The organism is Shewanella sp. GXUN23E, from assembly GCF_050865035.1.
Classification (GTDB): domain Bacteria; phylum Pseudomonadota; class Gammaproteobacteria; order Enterobacterales; family Shewanellaceae; genus Shewanella.
In genome coordinates, this window is record NZ_JBOZWP010000009.1 from 114,992 (window position 1) to 134,496 (window position 19,505).

The 19,505-nt window shown below is 57.1% G+C and carries 21 protein-coding genes; 18 read left to right on the plus strand and 3 right to left on the minus strand.

Annotated elements, in window-relative coordinates; all coding sequences use genetic code 11:
* Positions 1 to 74: 74 nt before the first annotated feature.
* Positions 75 to 1,319: an NAD(P)/FAD-dependent oxidoreductase gene (locus tag ACRRUX_RS10250; RefSeq protein ID WP_432529865.1), complete on the minus strand. Its 1,245-nt coding sequence runs from the start codon at positions 1,317 to 1,319 to the stop codon at positions 75 to 77.
* Between the two features lie 131 nt (positions 1,320 to 1,450).
* Here ACRRUX_RS10250 and ACRRUX_RS10255 point away from each other — a divergent pair, with 131 nt between their 5' ends.
* Positions 1,451 to 2,287 carry an alpha/beta hydrolase gene (locus ACRRUX_RS10255; protein ID WP_432529867.1) on the plus strand — a complete coding sequence of 279 codons (837 nt, stop codon included), beginning with the start codon at positions 1,451 to 1,453 and terminating at the stop codon, positions 2,285 to 2,287.
* Here the strand turns inward: ACRRUX_RS10255 and ACRRUX_RS10260 are convergent.
* Both ACRRUX_RS10260 and ACRRUX_RS10265 read right to left on the minus strand, forming a co-directional pair.
* A complete protein-coding gene (locus tag ACRRUX_RS10260) occupies positions 2,284 to 3,351 on the minus strand; it encodes a methyltransferase (RefSeq protein ID WP_432529869.1) in 1,068 nt (355 codons plus the stop codon). The two genes, ACRRUX_RS10255 and ACRRUX_RS10260, sit on opposite strands and share 4 nt — an antisense overlap.
* A gap of 26 nt (positions 3,352 to 3,377) precedes the next feature.
* On the minus strand, positions 3,378 to 3,764 hold the full coding sequence (locus ACRRUX_RS10265; RefSeq protein ID WP_432529871.1) for a hypothetical protein: 387 nt from the start codon (positions 3,762 to 3,764) through the stop codon (positions 3,378 to 3,380).
* 147 nt (positions 3,765 to 3,911) lie between these two features.
* On the opposite strand from ACRRUX_RS10265, the gene ACRRUX_RS10270 reads away from it, so the two are divergent.
* From ACRRUX_RS10270 to ACRRUX_RS10350, 17 genes are read left to right on the plus strand one after another with little or no spacing between them, the layout of a single operon-like run.
* The gene (locus ACRRUX_RS10270; protein WP_432529873.1) at positions 3,912 to 4,604 is read left to right on the plus strand and encodes a beta-ketoacyl synthase chain length factor; all 693 of its coding nucleotides are present in this window, start codon (positions 3,912 to 3,914) and stop codon (positions 4,602 to 4,604) included.
* 20 nt (positions 4,605 to 4,624) lie between these two features.
* Entirely contained in the window at positions 4,625 to 5,389 is a 765-nt protein-coding gene (locus ACRRUX_RS10275; protein ID WP_432529875.1) for a lysophospholipid acyltransferase family protein, read from the plus strand.
* Positions 5,390 to 5,421: 32 nt separating this feature from the next.
* A complete protein-coding gene (locus ACRRUX_RS10280; protein WP_432529877.1) occupies positions 5,422 to 5,679 on the plus strand; it encodes a phosphopantetheine-binding protein in 258 nt (85 codons plus the stop codon).
* A 15-nt stretch (positions 5,680 to 5,694) separates the two neighbouring features.
* A complete protein-coding gene (locus tag ACRRUX_RS10285; protein WP_432529879.1) occupies positions 5,695 to 5,952 on the plus strand; it encodes an acyl carrier protein in 258 nt (85 codons plus the stop codon).
* Complete coding sequence (locus ACRRUX_RS10290; protein ID WP_432529881.1) at positions 5,952 to 6,509, plus strand: septation protein IspZ; 558 nt, start codon at positions 5,952 to 5,954, stop codon at positions 6,507 to 6,509. The genes ACRRUX_RS10285 and ACRRUX_RS10290 overlap by 1 nt, the downstream gene beginning before the upstream one ends.
* Positions 6,488 to 7,915: an AMP-binding protein gene (locus ACRRUX_RS10295; RefSeq protein ID WP_432529883.1), complete on the plus strand. Its 1,428-nt coding sequence runs from the start codon at positions 6,488 to 6,490 to the stop codon at positions 7,913 to 7,915. The genes ACRRUX_RS10290 and ACRRUX_RS10295 overlap by 22 nt, the downstream gene beginning before the upstream one ends.
* Position 7,916: 1 nt before the next feature.
* A complete protein-coding gene (locus ACRRUX_RS10300; protein ID WP_432529885.1) occupies positions 7,917 to 8,270 on the plus strand; it encodes a 3-hydroxyacyl-ACP dehydratase in 354 nt (117 codons plus the stop codon).
* The gene (locus tag ACRRUX_RS10305; protein ID WP_432529887.1) at positions 8,267 to 9,994 is read left to right on the plus strand and encodes a glycosyltransferase family 2 protein; all 1,728 of its coding nucleotides are present in this window, start codon (positions 8,267 to 8,269) and stop codon (positions 9,992 to 9,994) included. Before ACRRUX_RS10300 ends, ACRRUX_RS10305 begins: the two co-directional genes overlap by 4 nt.
* Positions 9,984 to 11,522 (plus strand): HAL/PAL/TAL family ammonia-lyase, encoded by a 1,539-nt coding sequence (locus ACRRUX_RS10310; protein ID WP_432529889.1) that lies wholly within the window; start codon positions 9,984 to 9,986, stop codon positions 11,520 to 11,522. Before ACRRUX_RS10305 ends, ACRRUX_RS10310 begins: the two co-directional genes overlap by 11 nt.
* Positions 11,522 to 11,965 (plus strand): acyl-CoA thioesterase, encoded by a 444-nt coding sequence (locus ACRRUX_RS10315; RefSeq protein ID WP_432529891.1) that lies wholly within the window; start codon positions 11,522 to 11,524, stop codon positions 11,963 to 11,965. Before ACRRUX_RS10310 ends, ACRRUX_RS10315 begins: the two co-directional genes overlap by 1 nt.
* Positions 11,952 to 12,644, plus strand: coding sequence for an outer membrane lipoprotein carrier protein LolA (locus ACRRUX_RS10320; protein ID WP_432529893.1), 693 nt, complete (start codon positions 11,952 to 11,954; stop codon positions 12,642 to 12,644). Before ACRRUX_RS10315 ends, ACRRUX_RS10320 begins: the two co-directional genes overlap by 14 nt.
* On the plus strand, positions 12,628 to 15,195 hold the full coding sequence (locus ACRRUX_RS10325; protein WP_432529895.1) for an MMPL family transporter: 2,568 nt from the start codon (positions 12,628 to 12,630) through the stop codon (positions 15,193 to 15,195). The genes ACRRUX_RS10320 and ACRRUX_RS10325 overlap by 17 nt, the downstream gene beginning before the upstream one ends.
* Positions 15,179 to 15,826, plus strand: a complete 648-nt coding sequence (locus ACRRUX_RS10330) for a DUF3261 domain-containing protein (RefSeq protein ID WP_432529897.1) — start codon at positions 15,179 to 15,181, stop codon at positions 15,824 to 15,826. The genes ACRRUX_RS10325 and ACRRUX_RS10330 overlap by 17 nt, the downstream gene beginning before the upstream one ends.
* A complete protein-coding gene (locus ACRRUX_RS10335) occupies positions 15,804 to 17,015 on the plus strand; it encodes a beta-ketoacyl-[acyl-carrier-protein] synthase family protein (RefSeq protein WP_432529899.1) in 1,212 nt (403 codons plus the stop codon). Before ACRRUX_RS10330 ends, ACRRUX_RS10335 begins: the two co-directional genes overlap by 23 nt.
* Positions 17,008 to 17,496, plus strand: coding sequence for a hotdog family protein (locus tag ACRRUX_RS10340; RefSeq protein ID WP_432529901.1), 489 nt, complete (start codon positions 17,008 to 17,010; stop codon positions 17,494 to 17,496). The genes ACRRUX_RS10335 and ACRRUX_RS10340 overlap by 8 nt, the downstream gene beginning before the upstream one ends.
* Entirely contained in the window at positions 17,493 to 18,224 is a 732-nt protein-coding gene (locus ACRRUX_RS10345; RefSeq protein WP_432529903.1) for a 3-ketoacyl-ACP reductase FabG2, read from the plus strand. The genes ACRRUX_RS10340 and ACRRUX_RS10345 overlap by 4 nt, the downstream gene beginning before the upstream one ends.
* On the plus strand, positions 18,221 to 19,453 hold the full coding sequence (locus tag ACRRUX_RS10350) for a beta-ketoacyl-ACP synthase (protein WP_432529905.1): 1,233 nt from the start codon (positions 18,221 to 18,223) through the stop codon (positions 19,451 to 19,453). The genes ACRRUX_RS10345 and ACRRUX_RS10350 overlap by 4 nt, the downstream gene beginning before the upstream one ends.
* Positions 19,454 to 19,505 lie beyond the last annotated feature (52 nt).

Below are 19,505 nucleotides of genomic sequence, written 5' to 3' on the forward strand. Positions count from 1 at the left end.
CGCTGATGCACAGCAAAAAGGAGAGCCCAGGCTCTCCTTTTATTTTATCAATGCGTAATCAAGCGCAGTAAAAGTCAATTCGCCTGCCGGCACACCTCCGCCAGCGTCTTTAACCGTCTCTGGGGCTGAGCCACATAAGGGTTGTCGATATCCCAGGCGTAACCCGCCAGAATCGAGCATACCTTTTGTTTGATACCAGGGTCTGGCCGCTCAAAAAAAATCACATCCTGCAGCTCACCGCTATACCAGCCCTGCACATAGGCACGGAAGGTATCCACCCCACGCATCAAAGGCTGTGCATACTCAAGTTGCCAGTCCACCTGCTCACCCCCCAGCTGCCGCACCAGCGCCGACACCGCCAGATCAGCCGATTGCAATGCGATGGTCACCCCGGATGAGAACACAGGGTCCAGAAACTCCCCGGCATTGCCCAGCAGCGCAAAGCGCTCACCCCACAAGCTTTTGACATTGGCCGAATAGCCGCCAAGCTCACCGGCAGGGTTTGGAAATGTTGCCCCGGCGAGCAGACTGGCCAGTCCCGGCTCCTCAAAGGTGATCTGTTTAAGCGCTTCAAGGTTGTCATCGCCATAACCTGTAAAAAAGTCCGGCTCGCCCACCACACCCAGCGAACAGGTGCCATTGCTGAATGGAATGAGCCAATACCAGACATCATGATTGTCGGGATGCACAGAGATCAGGATTTTCTCGCGGTCATAATGCGGATAGTTATCGGCGCTGATGCCGTCGATGATGTGAGTGAAAATCGCCCTGCGACCGGGCAGACAGGAAGGCTGCTCCAGCTCAAGCAGTCTTGGCAACACCCGGCCAAAACCACTGGCATCAAGCACAAAATCCGCCGCAATCTGATAGTCCTCACCGCCTTCACAGGAGACAGACAACAGCGCCCGGTCGGCGTCAAAGTGGATATCGGTCAGCCAGTGCTGATAGCGAATTTCCACGCCCATGGCGGCGGTTTCATCGGCCAGCAGCTTATCGAAGCGGGCGCGCTGCACCTGATAAGTTGTGCCCGGGCCCGGGGTAAACTTGTCGGTAAAATCGAAGGCGGTACGCTTGCCATTGCGGCTGAATGCGGCGCCATTTTTGAATTGAAAACCAGCACGATCAACGGCCTGCACCAATCCGGCTTTGGTCAGCACCCGCATACAGGCCGGCAGCAAACTCTCACCGATGGAAAACCTTGGAAAAACGGCCTTCTCCAGAATCAGCGCATCGATACCCTGTTGCTTAAGCAACGCCGCTGCCACGCTGCCGGAGGGGCCAGCCCCAATAATCACGACCCGCTGTTGTTCTTGCTTCATTCCCTGTTTTCCTTAGCTTTCCCCTGAGCCCGGGCAGTGTAGCAAATGCCGACAGGAAATCAGCAACAAAAGGATCCGCAAATGTCACCAGGTTCGTACACTTAAGTAACAGGGTCAAACGGACTTAGCCGATGAAAACCAGCATTATTCTGTTGTTGCTCATGATGATAGCGGGTTGCGCCAATCAGGCGTTTTTCTCACCCAAGCGAGCGGAAACGCTCAATCAGGATATTATTCTGCGCACTTCCGACTCGGGCAATCAGATCGCGACCCTGCTGCTGCCAGCCACCCACGAGCCCCAGGGTATAGTGCTGCACTTTCACGGCAACAGCGGCCATATGGAGCAAACCCGGGAAAAAGTCGATTGGTTGGTGGAATATGGTTTTGATGTGTGGCTGTTTGACTATTCCGGCTTTGGTCATTCTGCAGGCAACGCCACCGATGTTGCGGCGGTGGCAGACTCCATTTACATGCTCAGACAATTGAGCCTGCTGCGTCAGTACACCGGGCTGCCGGTGTATGTAATTGCCACCTCAACCGGGGCCAATCTGCTGATCCGCGCACTGGCTGATACACAGCTCTCCGTCGATGGGATCATCATAGACTCAGGCTTTACCAGCTATCAGCAGGTCGCCCGCCATGTGCTGGAGCAGTACCCACTGGGCCACCTCTATTCCTGGTTATCGGCAGTGTTGATGCGTGATGATTTGGCGGCTGGCAATGATGCCGCCAGCCTTCAGGATATGCCCGCGCTGGTGCTGCACTGCGTGCAGGACAGGATAGTCCCCATCGAGTTTGGCCGGGCGATTTATCATGCCCTGCCCGGCGACAAGATGCTGCTGGAGCTGCCCGATTGTCGGCATGCCCGGGGCATGACCCGGGAGTTTCCCGACTTCCAGCAGCAGGTACTCAACTGGTTAGAGCATACCGACAGACGTTTGACCGCCGGGCTTAACCCGGGTAATTAACCTGCGGTCAGCTCCAGCAAGGTATGTCCCAGACCGATATCATCGATACGCTTGGCCAGATGCAAGCCAGCTTCCTGTGCCAGTTGCAGGAAATCTGAACTGCGGTAGAAGCGACTGTTGCCGTTGGCCAGACAGGTAAAGTACAGCGAAGTGGCGTTCAGACAGTAAGCAGCCGCGTCGTACTTCTGTGCATCCCAGAACATCTCCAGTATGTACACTCTGGCATCCGGCTCCATGGTAGCCCTCACTTTCCTGAGGATCTGCAGAATCTCCATCGGCGAGAAACAATCCAGAAACTGGCTCATCCACCATACATCAGCGCCAGCAGGCAGGGTTTGCTCAGGATTGAGCATATTGGCCGGCCAGCCATGAATACGCTCGCCAAAGCCGTTGGCCAGCGCATTTTCCCGTGCCATCGCCAGCTGCTGCGGCAAGTCGACTATGGTCACCTCAACATCCGCATCATACTGACAGCACTGCAGCGCCCATTTGCCGGTATTACCGCCGATATCCACCAGCATTTTCGGCTTATCGGCAAATACCCGCTCAAGCAGTACCGGGAACGATCTGTCGGAATAGAAATGGTCGAACTGGAACCAGCTTTCTTTCGCTTTTTCAGGCAACTGAGACAGGCCTTCATAAATGGTTGGCCAGTTTCCCAGCTCCTTGAGGCCCGCGGGTTTGCCGTCGGTGATGGACTCGGTCAGATGCATCATGGCGGCGTAACAAACATCAGCGGTGAAGTCCATGTTGGCCCGGGTCATGCCGTCGTGCAGCAAAAAATACCCAAGCTTGCCAAGCACATAACGCTCATCGCGCCACAGCACTATGCCAGCGCTCAGCGCCATATCCAGCAGTACCTTGATGCCGTACTCAGATACGCCTGTCTGTTGGTGCAACGCTGGCGCATCCATGCCGGACTCACCGGCACCATCGAGCGCGGCCAACACACCGAGATCTCTCAGAGTTCGGGCACAGTGAAAAACCACGGGGGCAAACGCCAGTTTTTGCGCTTCAGTTTTGGCCTGAAGCGCGTTGAAAGGATCTTTGGAAAATTGAAGCACAGTACTACCTTAGGAGAGGAGCAAGCCTACAGGGCGATCTTTGCCAGCGCACGCTTGATATCGACATCCAGATTATTGACCCAACGATTATAATTCCGATGGATTTTACCTTCGTCGTATTTCAGATTGTCGGAGCTCACATAATTGATGGAATAGCTTTTATCGCTGTATTCAATGTCGACCACGGCATGATGGGAACGGATGAAAATCTCACCCCGAATCACTCCGGGTGTTATCTCTTTCATCACCCAGCCACGGTCAATACCCGACTGTAAAATTGCCGATTTTACCTGTTCCGTGGTGAGATTGAAGGCAACGGGTGCTGATTGGACATTTTTAACCGGTTGCATCTTGCCGCACGCCACGACTGACGTGAGCATAAGGGCAACGGTTATCAACTTGATCATCTTCATAAATCCTCCTGATTCAGATGCAAACTACGTTGATAAAATTGTGTCACAGCCTAAAAATCATATATTCTTTGCAGTTCTAACGACTGACTAACAATACCCGCAGTTTTGTTATTGGCAAGGATCGATACCCCATCGCTGTCGTAAACTATGAGCAAGATTCAATTCTGTATAAAAAATTGGCACGCACTGGCTCCAGGCAAAGCCAATCAGCAAGACTGGCTGCAGGAACCCACGGATGCCATCCCGCCACCCAGCGATCTTATTCCTCCCATGATGCGCCGGCGTATGAGCAGTCTGAGCAAAATGGCAGTACAAACTGCGCTGAGCCTGACCCGCGGGTTGCGTCCTGATTTTGTGGTATTCAGCAGTCGTCACAGTGAACTGCCCCGCACCGTATTGCTGGTTGAGGCCATACTCAAAGGCGAAGACGCCTCTCCCATGGCCTTCTCTCAGTCGGTGCACAACACCGCCTCAGGGCTGTATACCATCGCTGCCGGACACGCAGTTCCGGTCACCTCGGTCAGTGCCGGTGAGGACTCGCTGCATGCCGGTTTGATTGAAGCGGCGGCCTACCTCGCCTGTCATCCACAGCACACTGTATTACTGGTGGATTTTGACGAGCCCATGCCGGCTCCCTATGACAGGTTCGAGAATCAGCCACATCAGGGATACGCCCTGGGAATGGTGCTCAGTGCCGGTGATGACATTCAGATCACGCGGCTGGCCGCCACGACACTGGATCCTCGTCCGCAGGCATTGACTGTCATTCATGGTTTGAGTCAGCAACTGTCAGACTGGACTGTCAATGGCCGCAGACATAGCTGGCGGTGGCAACGCTGATGGCAGGCAAGCTGAGCATAATGCAAAGGCTGGACAAGCTGCGTCGCATTATGGCGACCGGTTTTTGCTTTGCCCTGTTTGGCGTGGGAGGACTGTGTCTTACCTTTATTGCCTTCCCCCTGCTGACCCGCTCCATCAAAGATAACACCGCGCGGGAACTGAAGGTGCAGAGCATCATTCAGAAAACCTTCAACTTTTTCTGCCGCACCATGAAGTTCACCGGCTGCATCGATTACCGTATCATCGGCGCCGAGCAGCTCAGGCAGGACAGAAACTGCATTATTGTCGCCAATCATCCCAGTCTGATTGACTATGTGCTGATCGCCTCCTGCCTGCCCCAGTGTGACTGTCTGGTCAAAGCCGCTATCTGGCACAACCCCTTTATCAAAGGCATAGTCAAAGCCGCCGGTTACATACCCAATCAGGCGCCGGATTCGCTGTTCAATGATTGCAGTGAAAGACTGAAAGATGGCAATGTATTGCTCGTTTTCCCCGAGGGCACCCGCACCACGCCAGGGCAGCCATCGCAACTGCAACGGGGCGCGGCGCAAATTGCAGTGCGCACCCAAACCGATATGCGAGTGGTGCATATTACTGTTACACCAAGCTTTTTAACCAAAGAAAAGATGTGGTATCAGGTTCCGGACAGTAAGCCGTTTTTTAAGGTGGAAGTTAAAGGTAAAATCCCTGTCAGTGATTTTCTGACAGCAGATTCTCAGGCCGCAGCGGCCAGGAATCTGAATCGTCACTTAGCTCATGTGCTGTTCCCCGCGCCCGAGCATTAAAGTTAACCTACTACGTAAAAAAGCAGGACATAGTGGAAACATTACATAACGACATCAAAGTATTGATTATTGAAGCCCTGAATCTGGAAGATATCCGCCCAGAGGATATCGACACCGACGCGCCACTGTTTGGCGATGGTCTGGGACTGGATTCCATCGATGCGCTGGAACTTGGGCTGGCTCTGAAAAAGCAGTACAACATTGTGATTGATGCGGATGACACCAAGACCCGCGAACACTTTGCCTCTGTTGCCAGCCTAGCCAAATACATCACAGCAAACCAAGCATAATAAAAAGCAAATAAGATGACTGACATTAACAGACAAGCAATTTTTGAGCAGGTTCAGGCCACCCTGGTGGAGCTGTTTGAACTGGATGCAGCTGATGTAACGCCTGACGCACAACTCTATCAGGAGCTGGATCTGGACAGTATTGATGCGGTGGATCTGGTGGTACATCTGCAGAATCAGACCGGTAAAAAAATCAAACCTGAAGACTTCAAGTCTGTGCGCACCGTCGATGATATCGTCGATGCCCTGATCGGCCTGATGCAGGCAGACTGATGTCCTGGCTGACGCTGGTGTCGGCACTGGTGTTGCTGGCCTACCCACTGGCGGTTTATTTTGGCCTGCAGCACTTCGATATCGGCATCATTGCGGCGCTGATGGCGGGAATTTTTCTGCTGCGTATTGTCGCGGCCAAACAGGCTAAACTGGCAGAACTCAGGACCCTCGCCTGGATAAGCGGCGGTGCCGGATTGCTGCTGGCCGGGCTTGGTTACCTGTTTCAAAAACAGGCCTGGCTGACCTTCTATCCTGTGGTCGTCAATCTGCTGATGCTGGCGCTGTTTGCCACCAGCCTGTGGCAGAAGCAAACCATTATCGAACGACTGGCCCGTTTACAGGAGCCGGATCTGCCCCCCAGTGGCGTACGCTACACCCGCAAGGTGACCCTGCTGTGGTGCGGCTTTTTTGCCGTGAACGGCAGCATTGCGCTGGCCACCTGCTTCATGCCCCTGCATATCTGGACCCTCTACAATGGTCTGCTCAGCTACCTGCTGGCAGGCACCTTGTTTATCTGTGAGTTGTTGGTACGCCAATGGGCAAAAAAGACACAATAACCCCGCAGGCATGCCTGCCGCTGGCAGACATCCCCATGGCGCTGGCCGCAGATGTCACCGTTGCCTTTGGCGGCGAACAGCCCATCCATGGCGCCCGGTTTACACAGGATGTGGCCAGCCTGACCTCAGAGCTGCGCCGTTGCAAGGCGTCACGCTGGGCGCTGTGCTTTGATGACAGCTACTGGTTTGCCGTGGCCTTTATGGCCGCCTGTCACAGTGGCAAACAACTGGTGCTGCCCGGCAATTACCAGGCCGGCGCACTGGCCGCGCTGCAGCCGCATTTTGATGCGCTGCTGACCGACGCTGCCACCGATATAGCCTCACAGCTCTGCGGATCTGTGATACAGCTGCCGGATCATCTGGGTAATACCCTGGCTCCCCTGACCTCGCTGATGCCTGAACAGATCAGCCTGACACTCTTTACCTCCGGCTCCAGCGGCACCCCCAAAGCCATTCGCAAACACCTGGGCCTGTTGCAGGCGGAAATTCAGGGACTGCAGCGGCAGTGGGGAGCTGCACTCACAGGTTGCAGTATTGTCAGCACTGTGTCGCACCAGCATATTTACGGCCTGCTGTTTCGTATTCTCTGGCCGCTGTGCGCAGGCATGCCATTCGCCCGCCACGATCTCACCTACCCGGAACAGGTGATGGCAGCAGCCACCCCGGACAATTGCCTCATCAGCAGCCCGGCGCTGCTCAAACGGCTGGGCAATGAAACCGCCGGCTTGCCATACCGCCAGCTGTTTTCCTCCGGCGGCCCACTGCCATCGCAGGCCGCCGCCGATTGTCTGGCCCTGTTTGGACAGCTGCCGCTCGAAATTTTCGGCTCCACCGAAACCGGTGGTATTGCCTACCGCCAGCAGTACAGTGAACAGACTCCCTGGCGTTTGTTCCCGGATCACGCCATGACCCTGACGGCCGATGGCTGCATCCTGCTTAAATCAGCCTTTGTTCACCCGGATGATTGCCTTGATGGCTGGTATCGCACCAGCGACTGCGCCGACATGCTCGATGAGCAGCATTTTTCATTGCAGGGGCGCAGCGATCGGATAGTAAAAATCGAGGAAAAGAGGATTTCACTGGTCGAGGTAGAGCGCTATCTGTGCCAGCTCGATTGGCTCGATGATGCGGTCGCGCTGCCACTGGATGATGGTCAGCGTCTGTCGGTGGCTGCAGTGATCTGCCTGAGCGACAAAGGAAAAACCGAACTGAATCGCCTGGGTAAAGGCAAGTTCAAACTGGCATTGCGCAGCGCGCTGAGACATTATCTTGAGCCTGTGGGGATCCCGCGACGTTTGCGCATGCTGGACGAGATCCCGGTGAACAGTCAGGGCAAGCGCCAATATCAGATGCTGTATCAGCTGTTTACCGCTGAGACTGAAGACCAACAACAAGAGAAACAATAACATGGCCAGAGTCCTTCCCACGCCCCTGACCACACAAGTCACAGGCCACAGCGCCCGGGTTGAACTGCAGCCCGGGGCGTCACTGACAGATTTTCAGGGACACTTTGCCCAGTTTGCCCTGCTGCCCGGCGTCACCCAAATCGATTGGGCGATTCGCTTTGCCCGTCAGCTGCTGGCTACACCGACCCGATTCAGCGGCATGGAAGTGATTAAGTTTCAGGAACCTATAGAGCCGGACATGCGGGTCACGCTGGAACTGAACTGGCTGGCGGACAAAAACAAACTGACCTTCAGCTACAGTTCACCCAAAGGCGTGCACTCTTCAGGACGCATTAAACTGGAGCCTGATGCATGACGGATTTCCGCCCCTGCTTTGTGATCCCCTGTTATAACCACGGCAGCACAGTCGCCGGTGTAGTGGCTTCACTGCGCCCGTTTAAGCTGCCACTGGTGGTGGTGGATGATGGCAGTGAAGCGGCCACCCGCATCGCCCTGGACAAACTGGCAGAGTCGGATGATGTCCACCTGCTGCGGCTGCAACACAATCAGGGCAAAGGCGGCGCGGTGATGGCGGGGCTTCGGCAGGCGCAGGCGCTGGGCTTCAGTCACGCAATTCAGATCGATGCCGATGGCCAACATGATCTTGCGTCCGTGCCCGGATTGCTGCAGATGGCCGCCGACTATCCGCAAAGCCTGATCTCCGGCCAGCCGGTTTATGATGAGTCGATACCCAAATCCCGGCTTTATGGTCGCTATGCCACCCATATCTGGGTGTGGATAGAAACCCTGTCGCTGGACATTAAAGACAGCATGTGTGGCTTTCGCGCCTATCCACTGGCCTCGACGGTGGCGCTGCTCGATAGCTGCCATCTGGGCAAACGCATGGATTTTGATATCGAAATTCTGGTGCGCAGCTACTGGGCCGGTGCCGATATCCGCTTTATCCCCACCAGAGTTATTTACCCTGAAGGCGGCATCTCCCACTTCGATGCGCTGCGGGACAACGTCAAGATCAGCGCCATGCACACCCGGCTGTTTTTCGGCATGCTGCCGCGTATTCCCACACTGCTGGCCCGCAAACTCAGGCACGCCAATAACACCACCAGCAGCCAGCCGCAGGCAAACACCCAAACCCATTGGTCCGGCACCAAAGAGCGCGGCACCATACTGGGCATCAAATCCCTGCTGTGGATCTACCGCCTGCTGGGCAGACGGGCATTCAGTCTGATGCTCAGACCGGTGATCGGTTACTACCACCTGACCGGCAAACAGGCCCGCGCGGCATCCGAAGATTTTTTATATCGCCTGCGTCAATACGCCAGCGCGCGGGACATTCAACTGCCGGCAAACCTCAGCAGTTATCGCCACCAGTTATCCTTCGGTGAAACTATGCTGGATAAGCTGGCCGCCTGGCAGGGCGACTTTACCCCTGCCAATCTGACCGTGCATGGTCAGGCGCATTTCGAGCGGCTGGCGGCGGGCAAACAGGGCATGCTGCTGCTGGGCTCTCACCTGGGCAATCTGGAGCTGTGCCGGGCACTGTCGCGGCAAAATACCGATATCAGGATAAATGCGCTGGTATTCACCCAGCATGCCGAGCAGTTCAACAAGGTGATGCAGGCCATCAACCCGGATGCGGGTGTGAATCTCATTCAGGTCAACAGTCTGGGCCCTGCCACCGCGATTTTGCTCAAGCAAAAGCTGGATGACGGCGAATGCGTGGTGATTGTCGGCGATCGCACCTCGGCCACCCAGGAAGAGCGGGTGGTGTGGGCCGATTTTCTGGGCCAGCCGGCACCGTTCCCACAGGGACCTTTTTTACTGGCATCGGCGCTCCGGGCGCCGGTGTTTCTGCTGTTTGGCCTGCGGGATGACAACAGCAGCCAGCCCCATTTCCACGTACATATCGAGCCCTTCAGGGAGCCCTTGATATTGCCCCGCCAAGACAGGGAGCAGGCGCTGGCCGAGGTGGTCAGCGACTATGCCCACCGGCTGGAGCACTACACCCTCAAGGCACCATTGCAGTGGTACAACTTTTACAATTTCTGGCAGTTAACTGGACAACACCATGACAAGTAATACCCGTATTCTATTTGGTGAAAACCGCCTCACTATCGAAGATGTGGTGGCCATCAGTGAGGGCGCAGGCGCCGAGTTAAACCACAACGACAGCTTTGTCGGACGGATTAACCGCGGCGTGGCGTTTCTCGATCGCCTGCTTAAGGAAGACGGGGTTATCTATGGCGTGACCACAGGCTATGGTGACTCCTGCACGGTTGGTATTCCCCCCGAGCTGGTGCCCACCCTGCCACTGCACCTGACCCGCTTTCACGGTTGCGGGCTGGGCAAAAACCTGTCCCGTGAGCAAGCCAGAGCCGTGCTGGCGACCCGCCTGTGTTCCCTCAGTCAGGGCATGTCCGGCGTCAGCATGGAGCTGCTGGAGCAACTGGTAACCCTGATCAATCAGGATATTACCCCGCGCATTCCGCAGGAGGGCTCGGTCGGCGCCAGTGGCGATCTGACTCCGTTGTCCTACGTGGCGGCCGCGTTGATTGGTGAGCGCGAAGTGCTGCACAAGGGTGAGTACCGCCCCACCGCAGAGGTATTTGCCGAGCTGAATATCGCCCCGATAGTGCTGCGCCCCAAAGAGGGACTGGCACTGATGAACGGCACTTCTGTGATGACGGCGCTGGCCTGTATCGCCTACAAGCGCGCCGAATATCTGGCGCAGCTGGCGACGCGCATTACCGCCATGGTGACTCTGGGTATGCAGGGCAATGACTTCCATTTCGATGAAGCGCTGTTTGCCGTTAAGCCCCATCCAGGACAGCAGCAGATCGCCGCCTGGCTGCGCGCCGATCTGCAGGCCGACAGGCCACCGCGCAACAGCGATCGCCTGCAGGACAGATATTCCCTGCGCTGTGCTCCCCATGTGATAGGTGTGCTGCAGGACAGCCTGCCATGGCTGCGCCAGCTGATTGAAAATGAGCTGAACAGCGCCAACGACAATCCGATTATCGACGGCGAAAATGAGCGGGTATTGCACGGCGGCCACTTCTACGGCGGCCACATTGCCATGGCCATGGACACCCTGAAAACCGCCATCGCCAATATCGCCGACTTGCTGGACAGGCAGATGGCCCAGCTGATGGATTACAAGTTCAACAATGGCCTGCCTTTCAACCTGACCGGCGCAGAAGGCGATCGCAAACCCATTAACCACGGCTTCAAGGCGGTGCAGATTGGCGTATCCGCCTGGACCGCCGAGGCACTCAAGCACACCATGCCGGCCAGCGTGTTTTCGCGCTCCACCGAGTGCCACAATCAGGACAAAGTCAGCATGGGCACCATCGCCGCCCGCGACTGCCTGCGGGTACTGGAGCTGACCGAGCAGGTCACAGCCGCCAGTTTGCTGGCCGCCACCCAGGCCATAGTGCTGCGCAAGCGTCACCATGAACTGAACGAAGGCCATTTCAGTCCAGCGATGAAGTCCATGGTGGCGGCCGTTTTGGCCGAATTCGCCCCAGTGGTGGAAGACAGGCCGCTGGAAGCGGATCTGCGTCACTTTATCGCCCGTATTGAGCAGCGCCACTGGAGTCTGTACTGATGGAGCAAGCCACCCAACCCAGAGTGCTGAGCGCCGAAGTCACCCTCACCACCTCGTTTCAGGATGCCGATCCCATGGGGGTGGTGTATCACGGCAACTACTTCCGCTACTTCGAGGAAGCCCGCCGGGTGATGATGGAAAAGATCCACTACAGCTATCTGGAGATGGTCGACTCCGGCTATCTGTGGCCCATCATAGACACCCGGGTGAAGTACATCCGCTCTGTGCCCTTTAATCACTCCATCCGGGTGACCGCCACCCTGACCGAATGGGAAAACCGCATGCGGGTGGATTACGTGATTTATGACGCCACCAGCGGCGAGCGGATGACCAAGGCCCACACCATGCAGGTGGCTGTGCGCATGCAGGACAAAGAAATGCTGCTGGCATCCCCCAGAGTATTTCTGGATAAACTGGAGGCATTCCAACATGGCACGGACTAAATGGCTTATCAGCCTGCTGCTGCCCCTGTGGCTGCTTGTCGCCCCGGCGTGGGCAACGGCTGATGCTGATGCCGCTGACCCAACAGCAACATCAGGAGCAAAGTCAGCAGCAGAGTCCACTGCCGCGCAGGAGTTCAACCTCAGCCAGTTGCAGCAGCAACTGGCGGCCCACGCGCTGGTGAAAGGCGATTTTACCCAGGTGCGGCATATGGCCATGTTCAATCAGCCGCTGAGCTCCAGTGGTCAGTTTGTGCTGTCACGGGAGCTGGGACTCTGGTGGCAACAGATTCAGCCATTCCCCGTGTCACTGATCCTTACCCAGGACACACTGAGCCAGCAATTCGGCGATGACTCCCCGCAACTCATGAGCGCTGAGGAAAACCCTATGGTGTTTTACTTCAGTCACCTGTTTTTATCGCTGTTTCAGGGGGATACCCAAAAACTGCAGCAGCAGTTCGAGGTGTCGCTCAGCGGTACGGCCAGCCACTGGCAGCTGTTGCTGACGCCCAAACATCCGCCGCTGACCCAGGTGTTTGCCAGCATAGCCCTGAGTGGCGGCGCCGATCTCGACACCCTTGTGCTATCCGAGCTGCGCGGCGACAGTACGGAAATCCACTTCCAGCATCAATCGCACCCCAGCGAACTGACTCAGGATGAGCGCAGTGTCTTCGCCCTCTGACAGCAAGCAGCCAACGGCGCCCAGACTGCCTGTATTAAGGTGGCTGGCAGGACTGGTGTGGCTGGCCGTTATGGTGCTGGCAGCAATGGTACTGGGCTGGAAGTTCGCGCCACAGTTTCTGGCTGGCGGCAGCTCCCCCATAGAGACCAATATTCTTAAACTGCTGCCACAAAACCAGCAGGACCCGCTGTCACAACGGGCGTTTGAGCAGATAGCCGGGCAGATGGAAGATCAGCTGCTGTTTCTGATCAAAGCGCCGTCGGACAACAGTGCCATCGAGGCAGCGAGCGCCTTCAGCAAACAGTTGGCCACACTTGGCTGGCTGACCGATATTCAGGGGCAGATAAGTGAGCAGGAGCAGCAGGCCTGGGCCTCGCTTTACTATCCCCACAAGGCCAATCTGCTGACCACAGAGCAGCAACAGCGGCTGCAAACCCAGCCACAGGCACAGACCCAAAAGGTGGTGCAGGCGATATATAATCCGTTTTCCGGGGTCACCGCCGCTGAACTTGGCAATGACCCGTTTTTGCTGTTTCGCGACTTTCTGCAGTCACTGGGGCAACAGGCGGGCAAATTCCGCATGCAGCAGGGGTATCTACTGGCCAATCAGCCCGATGCCGAGGGTAAAACCCACAGCTATGTGCTGCTCACCGCCAGACTGACCGGCTCGCCCTACTCGCCTGCATTGCAAAGTAAATTGCCGCAATTGGAGCAGCTGGAGCACTCGCTGGCGCAGCAGCGCTTTGATGGCCAGCAGGCACAGGTGCTGCACACAGGCGTGCTGTTTTACGCCGCCTTTGGTACCCAGAGTGCCAAAGATGAAATCAGCACCATAGGCTTGGGATCTTTGCTCGGCGTAGTCCTGCTGTTGCTGCTGATCTACCGCTCCGCGCTGCCACTGCTGCTGGCACTGCTGTCCATCGGCAGCGGTTTGCTGTGCGCCCTGGCCGGAACCCTGCTGATTTTCGGCAAGGTGCATCTGTTCAGTCTGGTGTTCGGCGCCAGCCTGATTGGCGTGTCCATCGATTATGCCTTCCACTATCTGACCGACCGACTGGCCGCCGGCAGCCACTGGGATCCGCTTAAAGGGCTCAGGCATATCTTTGCCGCCATCACCCTGGGCCTTGTCACCAGCCTGGTGGGGTATCTGAGCATGCTGGTCGCGCCCTTTCCCGGCCTGCAGCAGCTGGCGCTGTTTTCTGCCATTGGCCTGATTGGCGCCTATCTCACTGTGGTGTGCTGGTATCCGCTGCTGGCCGCCAGCAAAGTCAAAGACGCGCCTCTGCCCTTGGTTAATCTGCTGTCGCAGACACTGGCACTCTGGCAGCGTCCCGGGATCAGAGCGCTGCTGCCAACCGGCTTACTGCTGATCTCAATACTGGGGCTGTATCATGTGCATTATGATGACGACATCCGCCAGCTGCAGGCCCTGCCGGCTGCGCTGCAGGCGCAGGAAGCCGAGATCAAAGCGGTCACCGGCATGGGCAGCACCCAGCAGATGCTGCTGATAAGCGCAGCCAGCGAGCAGGCATTGTTGCAGGCACTGGCGCACACGGATGCGCAGCTGCAACCGCTCACCCAGACAGGACAGCTGGCCAGCTTCACCAGCCTGGGCACCTACTTACCTTCCATTGCCAGTCAGCAGCATAATTTTACGCTGATTAACCAGCTGTACCGGAGTCAGGGGCCACAGCTGGCGGCTAGTCTGGGCATGAAACAGCTGCCCACAGCGCCGGAGCAATTCTCGCCCCTGACACCAGCACAGCTGCTGGCATCACCGGCAGCCCAGCGTCTTAAGTTCCTGTGGCTGGGGCAGGATGCCAGCGGCCAGTATTCCGCCGTGATCCTGCTCAGCGGCATCCAGGATGTGCAGGCCATCAAAGCGCTTGAGGTCATCCCTGACCCGGATGCTACCAACACCCTGACAAACACCCCGGTAAATCCCGGGGAGGCGAAAGCCCCGGCTAACTCCGGCAGCATTCGCCTGCTGGATAAAGCCGATGAAATTTCCTCCCTGTTCGGTGAGTATCGCGTCCGGGTCACCGAACTTTTGCTGCTGGCGTTTGGGCTGATTTTTGCCCTGCTGGCCCTGCGTTTTGGCGCCCGGCGCTCGCTGTGGATTATGCTGCCGACCCTGGTCGCTGCTATCGCCGGACTGGCGGTGACCAATCTCACCGGTCTGCCACTGAATCTGTTCAATCTGCTGGCCGTTATTCTGATCCTGGGGATCGGCATAGACTACAGCCTGTTTTTTGCCGAGCAGGGCAGGCGCCGGGAGCATGACAGTCTGTCGCGCCAGAGTACCCTGCTGGCGATCAGCCTGTCGGCCGCCACCACCCTGCTGTCCTTTGGCCTGCTGGCACTGAGTAACACCATGGCCATCCACAGTTTTGGTATCACGGTACTGACAGGTATCATAGTGGCCTGGTTCCTGGCACCTATATCCATGGAGAAAATGTCTATGGAAAAAATGCCCATGGAAAAAATATCCACGGAAAAAATGTCCATGGAGAAAACATCAACAAGGAGTGACGGTGCACCACTGCAATAGTCGTTTTATGTCCGCCATTCGCTGGCTGACCCTGTTGCCACTGCTGTGGCTGGCAGGTTGCAGCCTGTCGCCCCAGCCGGACAATGACAATCTGGTGGAACTGGCGCCGGGCGTGCGTATCACTCTGCCCTCACCGGCCGAGTACGGCGGCTCGCTGAGCGCCTCGCAGCTGATCCGCATCAGCTGGCAACAGGAAGGCAAAGCCCAAACCCGCACTTTGCCGGTACAACTGCAGATCACCCCACAAAAGCTGGCACTGGCGGGCTTTTCCTCCTGGGGCAGCCGTATTCTCAGCCTGACTTATGAGAATGGCCAAATCACCACAGCCGTATTGCCCGGCCTTGGCGACACCCTGCCCAAGCCTGAGCAGGTGGCGCTGAATCTGATGCTGACACTCTGGCCCATCTCCGCCTGGGACAAAGCGCTGGCCGGCACCGGCTGGCAATTGCAGCAGCAGGGACTGAGCCGACAATTACTAAGCCCAGAGGGTCTGCCAATGATCCGGATTGATTACAGCGCTGCCGATAAGCTGGCGGGCCCAATCAGCTTCAGGGACAACGCACTCGGACTGACCATCACCATTACTACGCTTTCCCAGGGAGCGGACCATGACTCATCACAGTCACACTAACGCCGCCATTTACATTCACGGCTGCGGCTTTCACTCCGCCATGGGTCAGCAGCATGAGAGCATTCATCAGTGTCTGACCAGCGGAGTGAATCCCGTCATGATGACGGCGGGTACTGTGCTGAATAATGGCAGATCCACAGTGGTGGGCCGGGTGACTGAGGTGCTGCCGCAAATAACGCATGCCAATCCGCACTATCACACCCGCAATAACCAACTGGCCTGGTCGGCATTGCAGCCACTGCTGCCGCTTATCGAGCGCGCCAAACAAAGATACGGCGCAGAGCGCATCGCCGTGGTCGTTGGCAGCAGCACCTCCGGCATTGCCGATGGTGAAGTGGCCTTTACCCAGTACCTGAAAAACGATGAGTTTCCCGAGGGTTACCACTATTACCGGCAGGAGCTGGCCAATCTGAACGACTTTGTGGCGGACATATTTGGCGTCAGCGGCCCCTCTTATACTGTGTCCACCGCCTGTTCTTCCAGCGGCCGGGTCTATCTGTCAGCCCGTAATCTGCTGCGCGCGGGCCTTGCCGATGCGGTCATTGTTGGCGGCTGCGATACCCTGTGCCAGCTGACGCTCAATGGCTTTAATGGCCTTGAAGCCCTGTCCAGCGAGCTGTGCCGCCCCTTCGAGGCGCTGCGCAGCGGCATCAATATCGGTGAGGCGGCCGCTTTTACTCTGCTGAGCCTGGAGCGGGATGACAGTGACACCCCGCTGCAACTGCTGGGCGCAGGTGACAGCTCAGATGCACACCATATCTCGGCCCCTGAGCCAGAAGGCAAAGGCGCACTCGAAGCCATGCAAAAGGCGCTGGCCGATGCCGGGCTGACACCGGCTGATGTGGGTTATATCAATGCCCATGGCACGGCCACTGCACTCAATGATGCCATGGAGTCCAAAGCCATCGCCCGCCTGTTTGGCAACCGTGTCCCGGTGAGTTCAACCAAGCCGCTGACCGGCCATACCCTGGGCGCCGCCAGCGCCACGGAAGCCGCCATTTGCTGGCACCTGCTGCAGTATCAGTTGCCGCTGCCCAAACAGGCGCTAAGCGGTGAAATTGGCGCCGATATCGCTGACATTCAACTGGTTACCGACAGCTGCCCGCTGGCAAAGCCTGTCATTCTCAGCAACTCCTTTGCCTTTGGCGGCAATAACATCAGCCTGATATTTGGATACCCCAATGACTGATTTTTCCACTCCAATCCCGCTGCCTCCGGTCGCCGAATTGATACCGCATCAGGCCCCCATGATCCTGATCGACAAAGTACTGAGCGCGGGTGAAGAACATGTGCACTGTCAGCTGGAAGTGACACAGGCGCACACCTTTTTCGACCACGACAGCCAGACGATCCCCGCCTGGGTTGGCATAGAATTGATGGCCCAAACAGTGGCGACCTGGTCGGGTTATCGTGCCCGGCAGGCCGGCAGTCTGCCGCCCATTGGCTTTTTGCTGGGCAGTCGCCGATATCACAGCGACGTGTCAGCCTTCGCTCTGGGCCAGATCCTGGACATCAGGGCAGAGCGCTTGATGGAAGATAATGGCATGGCAGTATTCAGCTGCCGGATTGAGAGCCAGGGACAGCAGCTAGCCGTCAGTCAGCTCAACGCGTTTGTCCCCAGTGCAGAGAAACTCGCAGCCATGCAACAACACAAAGAGGCGAAGTCATGAGTCATCATCGTCGGGTGCTGGTCACCGGAGCCAGTAAAGGAATAGGTCAGGCCATCGCCATCCAACTGGCGCAGGATGGTTTTGAGGTCACAGTGCACTACATGGGTGATCAGGCAGGTGCCGCCCAGACGCTGGCAAGCATTGAAGCCGCTGGTGGCAAAGGCAACCTCATCCAGTTTGATATCCGCGATCGGGCGCAGTGCAAGGCCAGACTGGAGGCTCATATTAGCGAGCATGGCGCGTTTTATGGCGTAGTCAGCAATGCCGGGCTGACCAAAGATACCGCCTTCCCCGCCATGACAGGTGAAGAGTGGGATGGCGTGGTACACACCAATCTCGACAGTTTTTACAATGTGCTGCATCCCTGCGTGATGCCGATGATCCAGCTGCGTAAAGGTGGCCGCATCGTCACCCTGGCATCTGTCTCCGGCATGGCCGGCAATCGTGGCCAGACCAACTACAGCGCGTCCAAAGCCGGGATAATCGGTGCCAGCAAATCACTGGCGCTGGAGCTGGCCAAGCGAAAAATCACGGTCAACTGCGTGGCTCCCGGTCTTATCGACACCGGCATGGTGGATGAGCAGGTCAAAGAACACGCGCTGCCGTTGGTACCACTGCGCCGTATGGGAGAACCACAGGAAGTGGCTGGTCTGGTCAGTTACCTGATGTCGGATGTGGCAGCCTATGTCACCCGTCAGGTGATATCCATTAATGGAGGTTTGGTATGAGTCGTCGTGTAGTGGTAACCGGTATGTCAGGCGTGACAGCCTTCGGAAACAGCTGGGCTGAAATTGAGCCCCGCCTGCGGGCCGGTGAAAACGCCGTGCGCTACATGGAAAGCTACGAGCAATATGATGGCTTGAATACCAAGTTGGCAGCGCCCATCGAAAACTTCCAGCTGCCCGCTCACTATACCCGCAAGAAAATCCGCTCCATGGGCCGGGTATCGCAACTGTCGACCCTGGCCACCGAGCAGGCGCTGGCGCAGGCAGGACTGCTTGGCCATCCGGTACTGACCAATGGTGAAACCGGTATTGCTTATGGTTCCTCCACCGGCAGCACTCCGGCCATTGGCGCCTTTGGGGTGATGCTCAACGACAAGACTACCAGCGCCATTACCGCGACGACCTATGTGCAGATGATGCCGCACACCACGGCGGTCAACGTGGGACTGTTTTTTGGTCTGAAAGGCCGGGTGATCCCCACCAGCAGCGCCTGTACATCAGGCAGTCAGGCCATCGGCTACGCCTATGAAGCCATCAAACACGGGTACCAGACTGTGATGGTGGCCGGCGGTGCCGAAGAGCTGTGTCCGACTGAATCCGCGGTGTTCGACACCCTGTTTGCCACCAGTTTGAAAAATGATGCCCCCAAAACGACTCCCAGCCCCTGGGATGCCGACAGAGACGGTCTGGTGATTGGTGAGGGCGCAGGCAGTCTGGTACTGGAAGAGTATGAGCACGCCAAAGCCCGCGGCGCCAAAATCTATGCTGAAATCATCGGTTATGCCAGCAACTGTGACGCGGCCCATGTGACTCAGCCTCAGATGGAAACCATGCAGATCTGTATGGAAATGGCACTCAGGCAGGCCGCTGTCGAGCCGGCCGCCATTGGCTATGTGTCGGCCCACGGCACGGCCACCGAGAAAGGCGATATTGCCGAAAGCAATGCCACCGCCAACATCTTTGGCAATCGCACGCCTATCAGCTCACTCAAGAGCTATCTGGGCCACACCCTGGGTGCCTGTGGCGCGGTCGAAGCCTGGCTGGCGCTGGAGATGATGCACACCGGCTGGTTCCACCCCACACTCAATCTGAATAATATCGATGAGCGCTGCGGCGACCTGGACTATATCCGCGGCGAAGGCCGTGAACTGCAGACCGACTGCATCATGAGCAACAACTTTGCCTTCGGCGGCATCAACACTTCGCTGATCTTCAGAAAACTTTCTGACTAGTTCTGCTATTCAGCCAAAATAACAAAGCCCCGCAGGTTTTAACTTGCGGGGC

Excerpts from the sequence above, each read along its gene's own strand:
- ACRRUX_RS10350 (WP_432529905.1), top strand. The coding sequence starts at position 18,221 with ATGAGTCGTCGTGTAGTGGTAACCGGTATGTCAGGCGTGACAGCCTTC.
- ACRRUX_RS10340 (WP_432529901.1), top strand. The coding sequence starts at position 17,008 with ATGACTGATTTTTCCACTCCAATCCCGCTGCCTCCGGTCGCCGAATTG.
- ACRRUX_RS10320 (WP_432529893.1), top strand. The coding sequence starts at position 11,952 with ATGGCACGGACTAAATGGCTTATCAGCCTGCTGCTGCCCCTGTGGCTG.
- ACRRUX_RS10335 (WP_432529899.1), top strand. The coding sequence starts at position 15,804 with ATGACTCATCACAGTCACACTAACGCCGCCATTTACATTCACGGCTGC.
- ACRRUX_RS10310 (WP_432529889.1), top strand. The coding sequence starts at position 9,984 with ATGACAAGTAATACCCGTATTCTATTTGGTGAAAACCGCCTCACTATC.
- ACRRUX_RS10255 (WP_432529867.1), top strand. The coding sequence starts at position 1,451 with ATGAAAACCAGCATTATTCTGTTGTTGCTCATGATGATAGCGGGTTGC.
- ACRRUX_RS10295 (WP_432529883.1), top strand. The coding sequence starts at position 6,488 with ATGGGCAAAAAAGACACAATAACCCCGCAGGCATGCCTGCCGCTGGCA.
- ACRRUX_RS10275 (WP_432529875.1), top strand. The coding sequence starts at position 4,625 with ATGCAAAGGCTGGACAAGCTGCGTCGCATTATGGCGACCGGTTTTTGC.
- ACRRUX_RS10300 (WP_432529885.1), top strand. The coding sequence starts at position 7,917 with ATGGCCAGAGTCCTTCCCACGCCCCTGACCACACAAGTCACAGGCCAC.
- ACRRUX_RS10290 (WP_432529881.1), top strand. The coding sequence starts at position 5,952 with ATGTCCTGGCTGACGCTGGTGTCGGCACTGGTGTTGCTGGCCTACCCA.
- ACRRUX_RS10265 (WP_432529871.1), bottom strand. The coding sequence starts at position 3,764 with ATGAAGATGATCAAGTTGATAACCGTTGCCCTTATGCTCACGTCAGTC.
- ACRRUX_RS10345 (WP_432529903.1), top strand. The coding sequence starts at position 17,493 with ATGAGTCATCATCGTCGGGTGCTGGTCACCGGAGCCAGTAAAGGAATA.
- ACRRUX_RS10270 (WP_432529873.1), top strand. The coding sequence starts at position 3,912 with ATGAGCAAGATTCAATTCTGTATAAAAAATTGGCACGCACTGGCTCCA.
- ACRRUX_RS10305 (WP_432529887.1), top strand. The coding sequence starts at position 8,267 with ATGACGGATTTCCGCCCCTGCTTTGTGATCCCCTGTTATAACCACGGC.
- ACRRUX_RS10285 (WP_432529879.1), top strand. The coding sequence starts at position 5,695 with ATGACTGACATTAACAGACAAGCAATTTTTGAGCAGGTTCAGGCCACC.
- ACRRUX_RS10250 (WP_432529865.1), bottom strand. The coding sequence starts at position 1,319 with ATGAAGCAAGAACAACAGCGGGTCGTGATTATTGGGGCTGGCCCCTCC.
- ACRRUX_RS10315 (WP_432529891.1), top strand. The coding sequence starts at position 11,522 with ATGGAGCAAGCCACCCAACCCAGAGTGCTGAGCGCCGAAGTCACCCTC.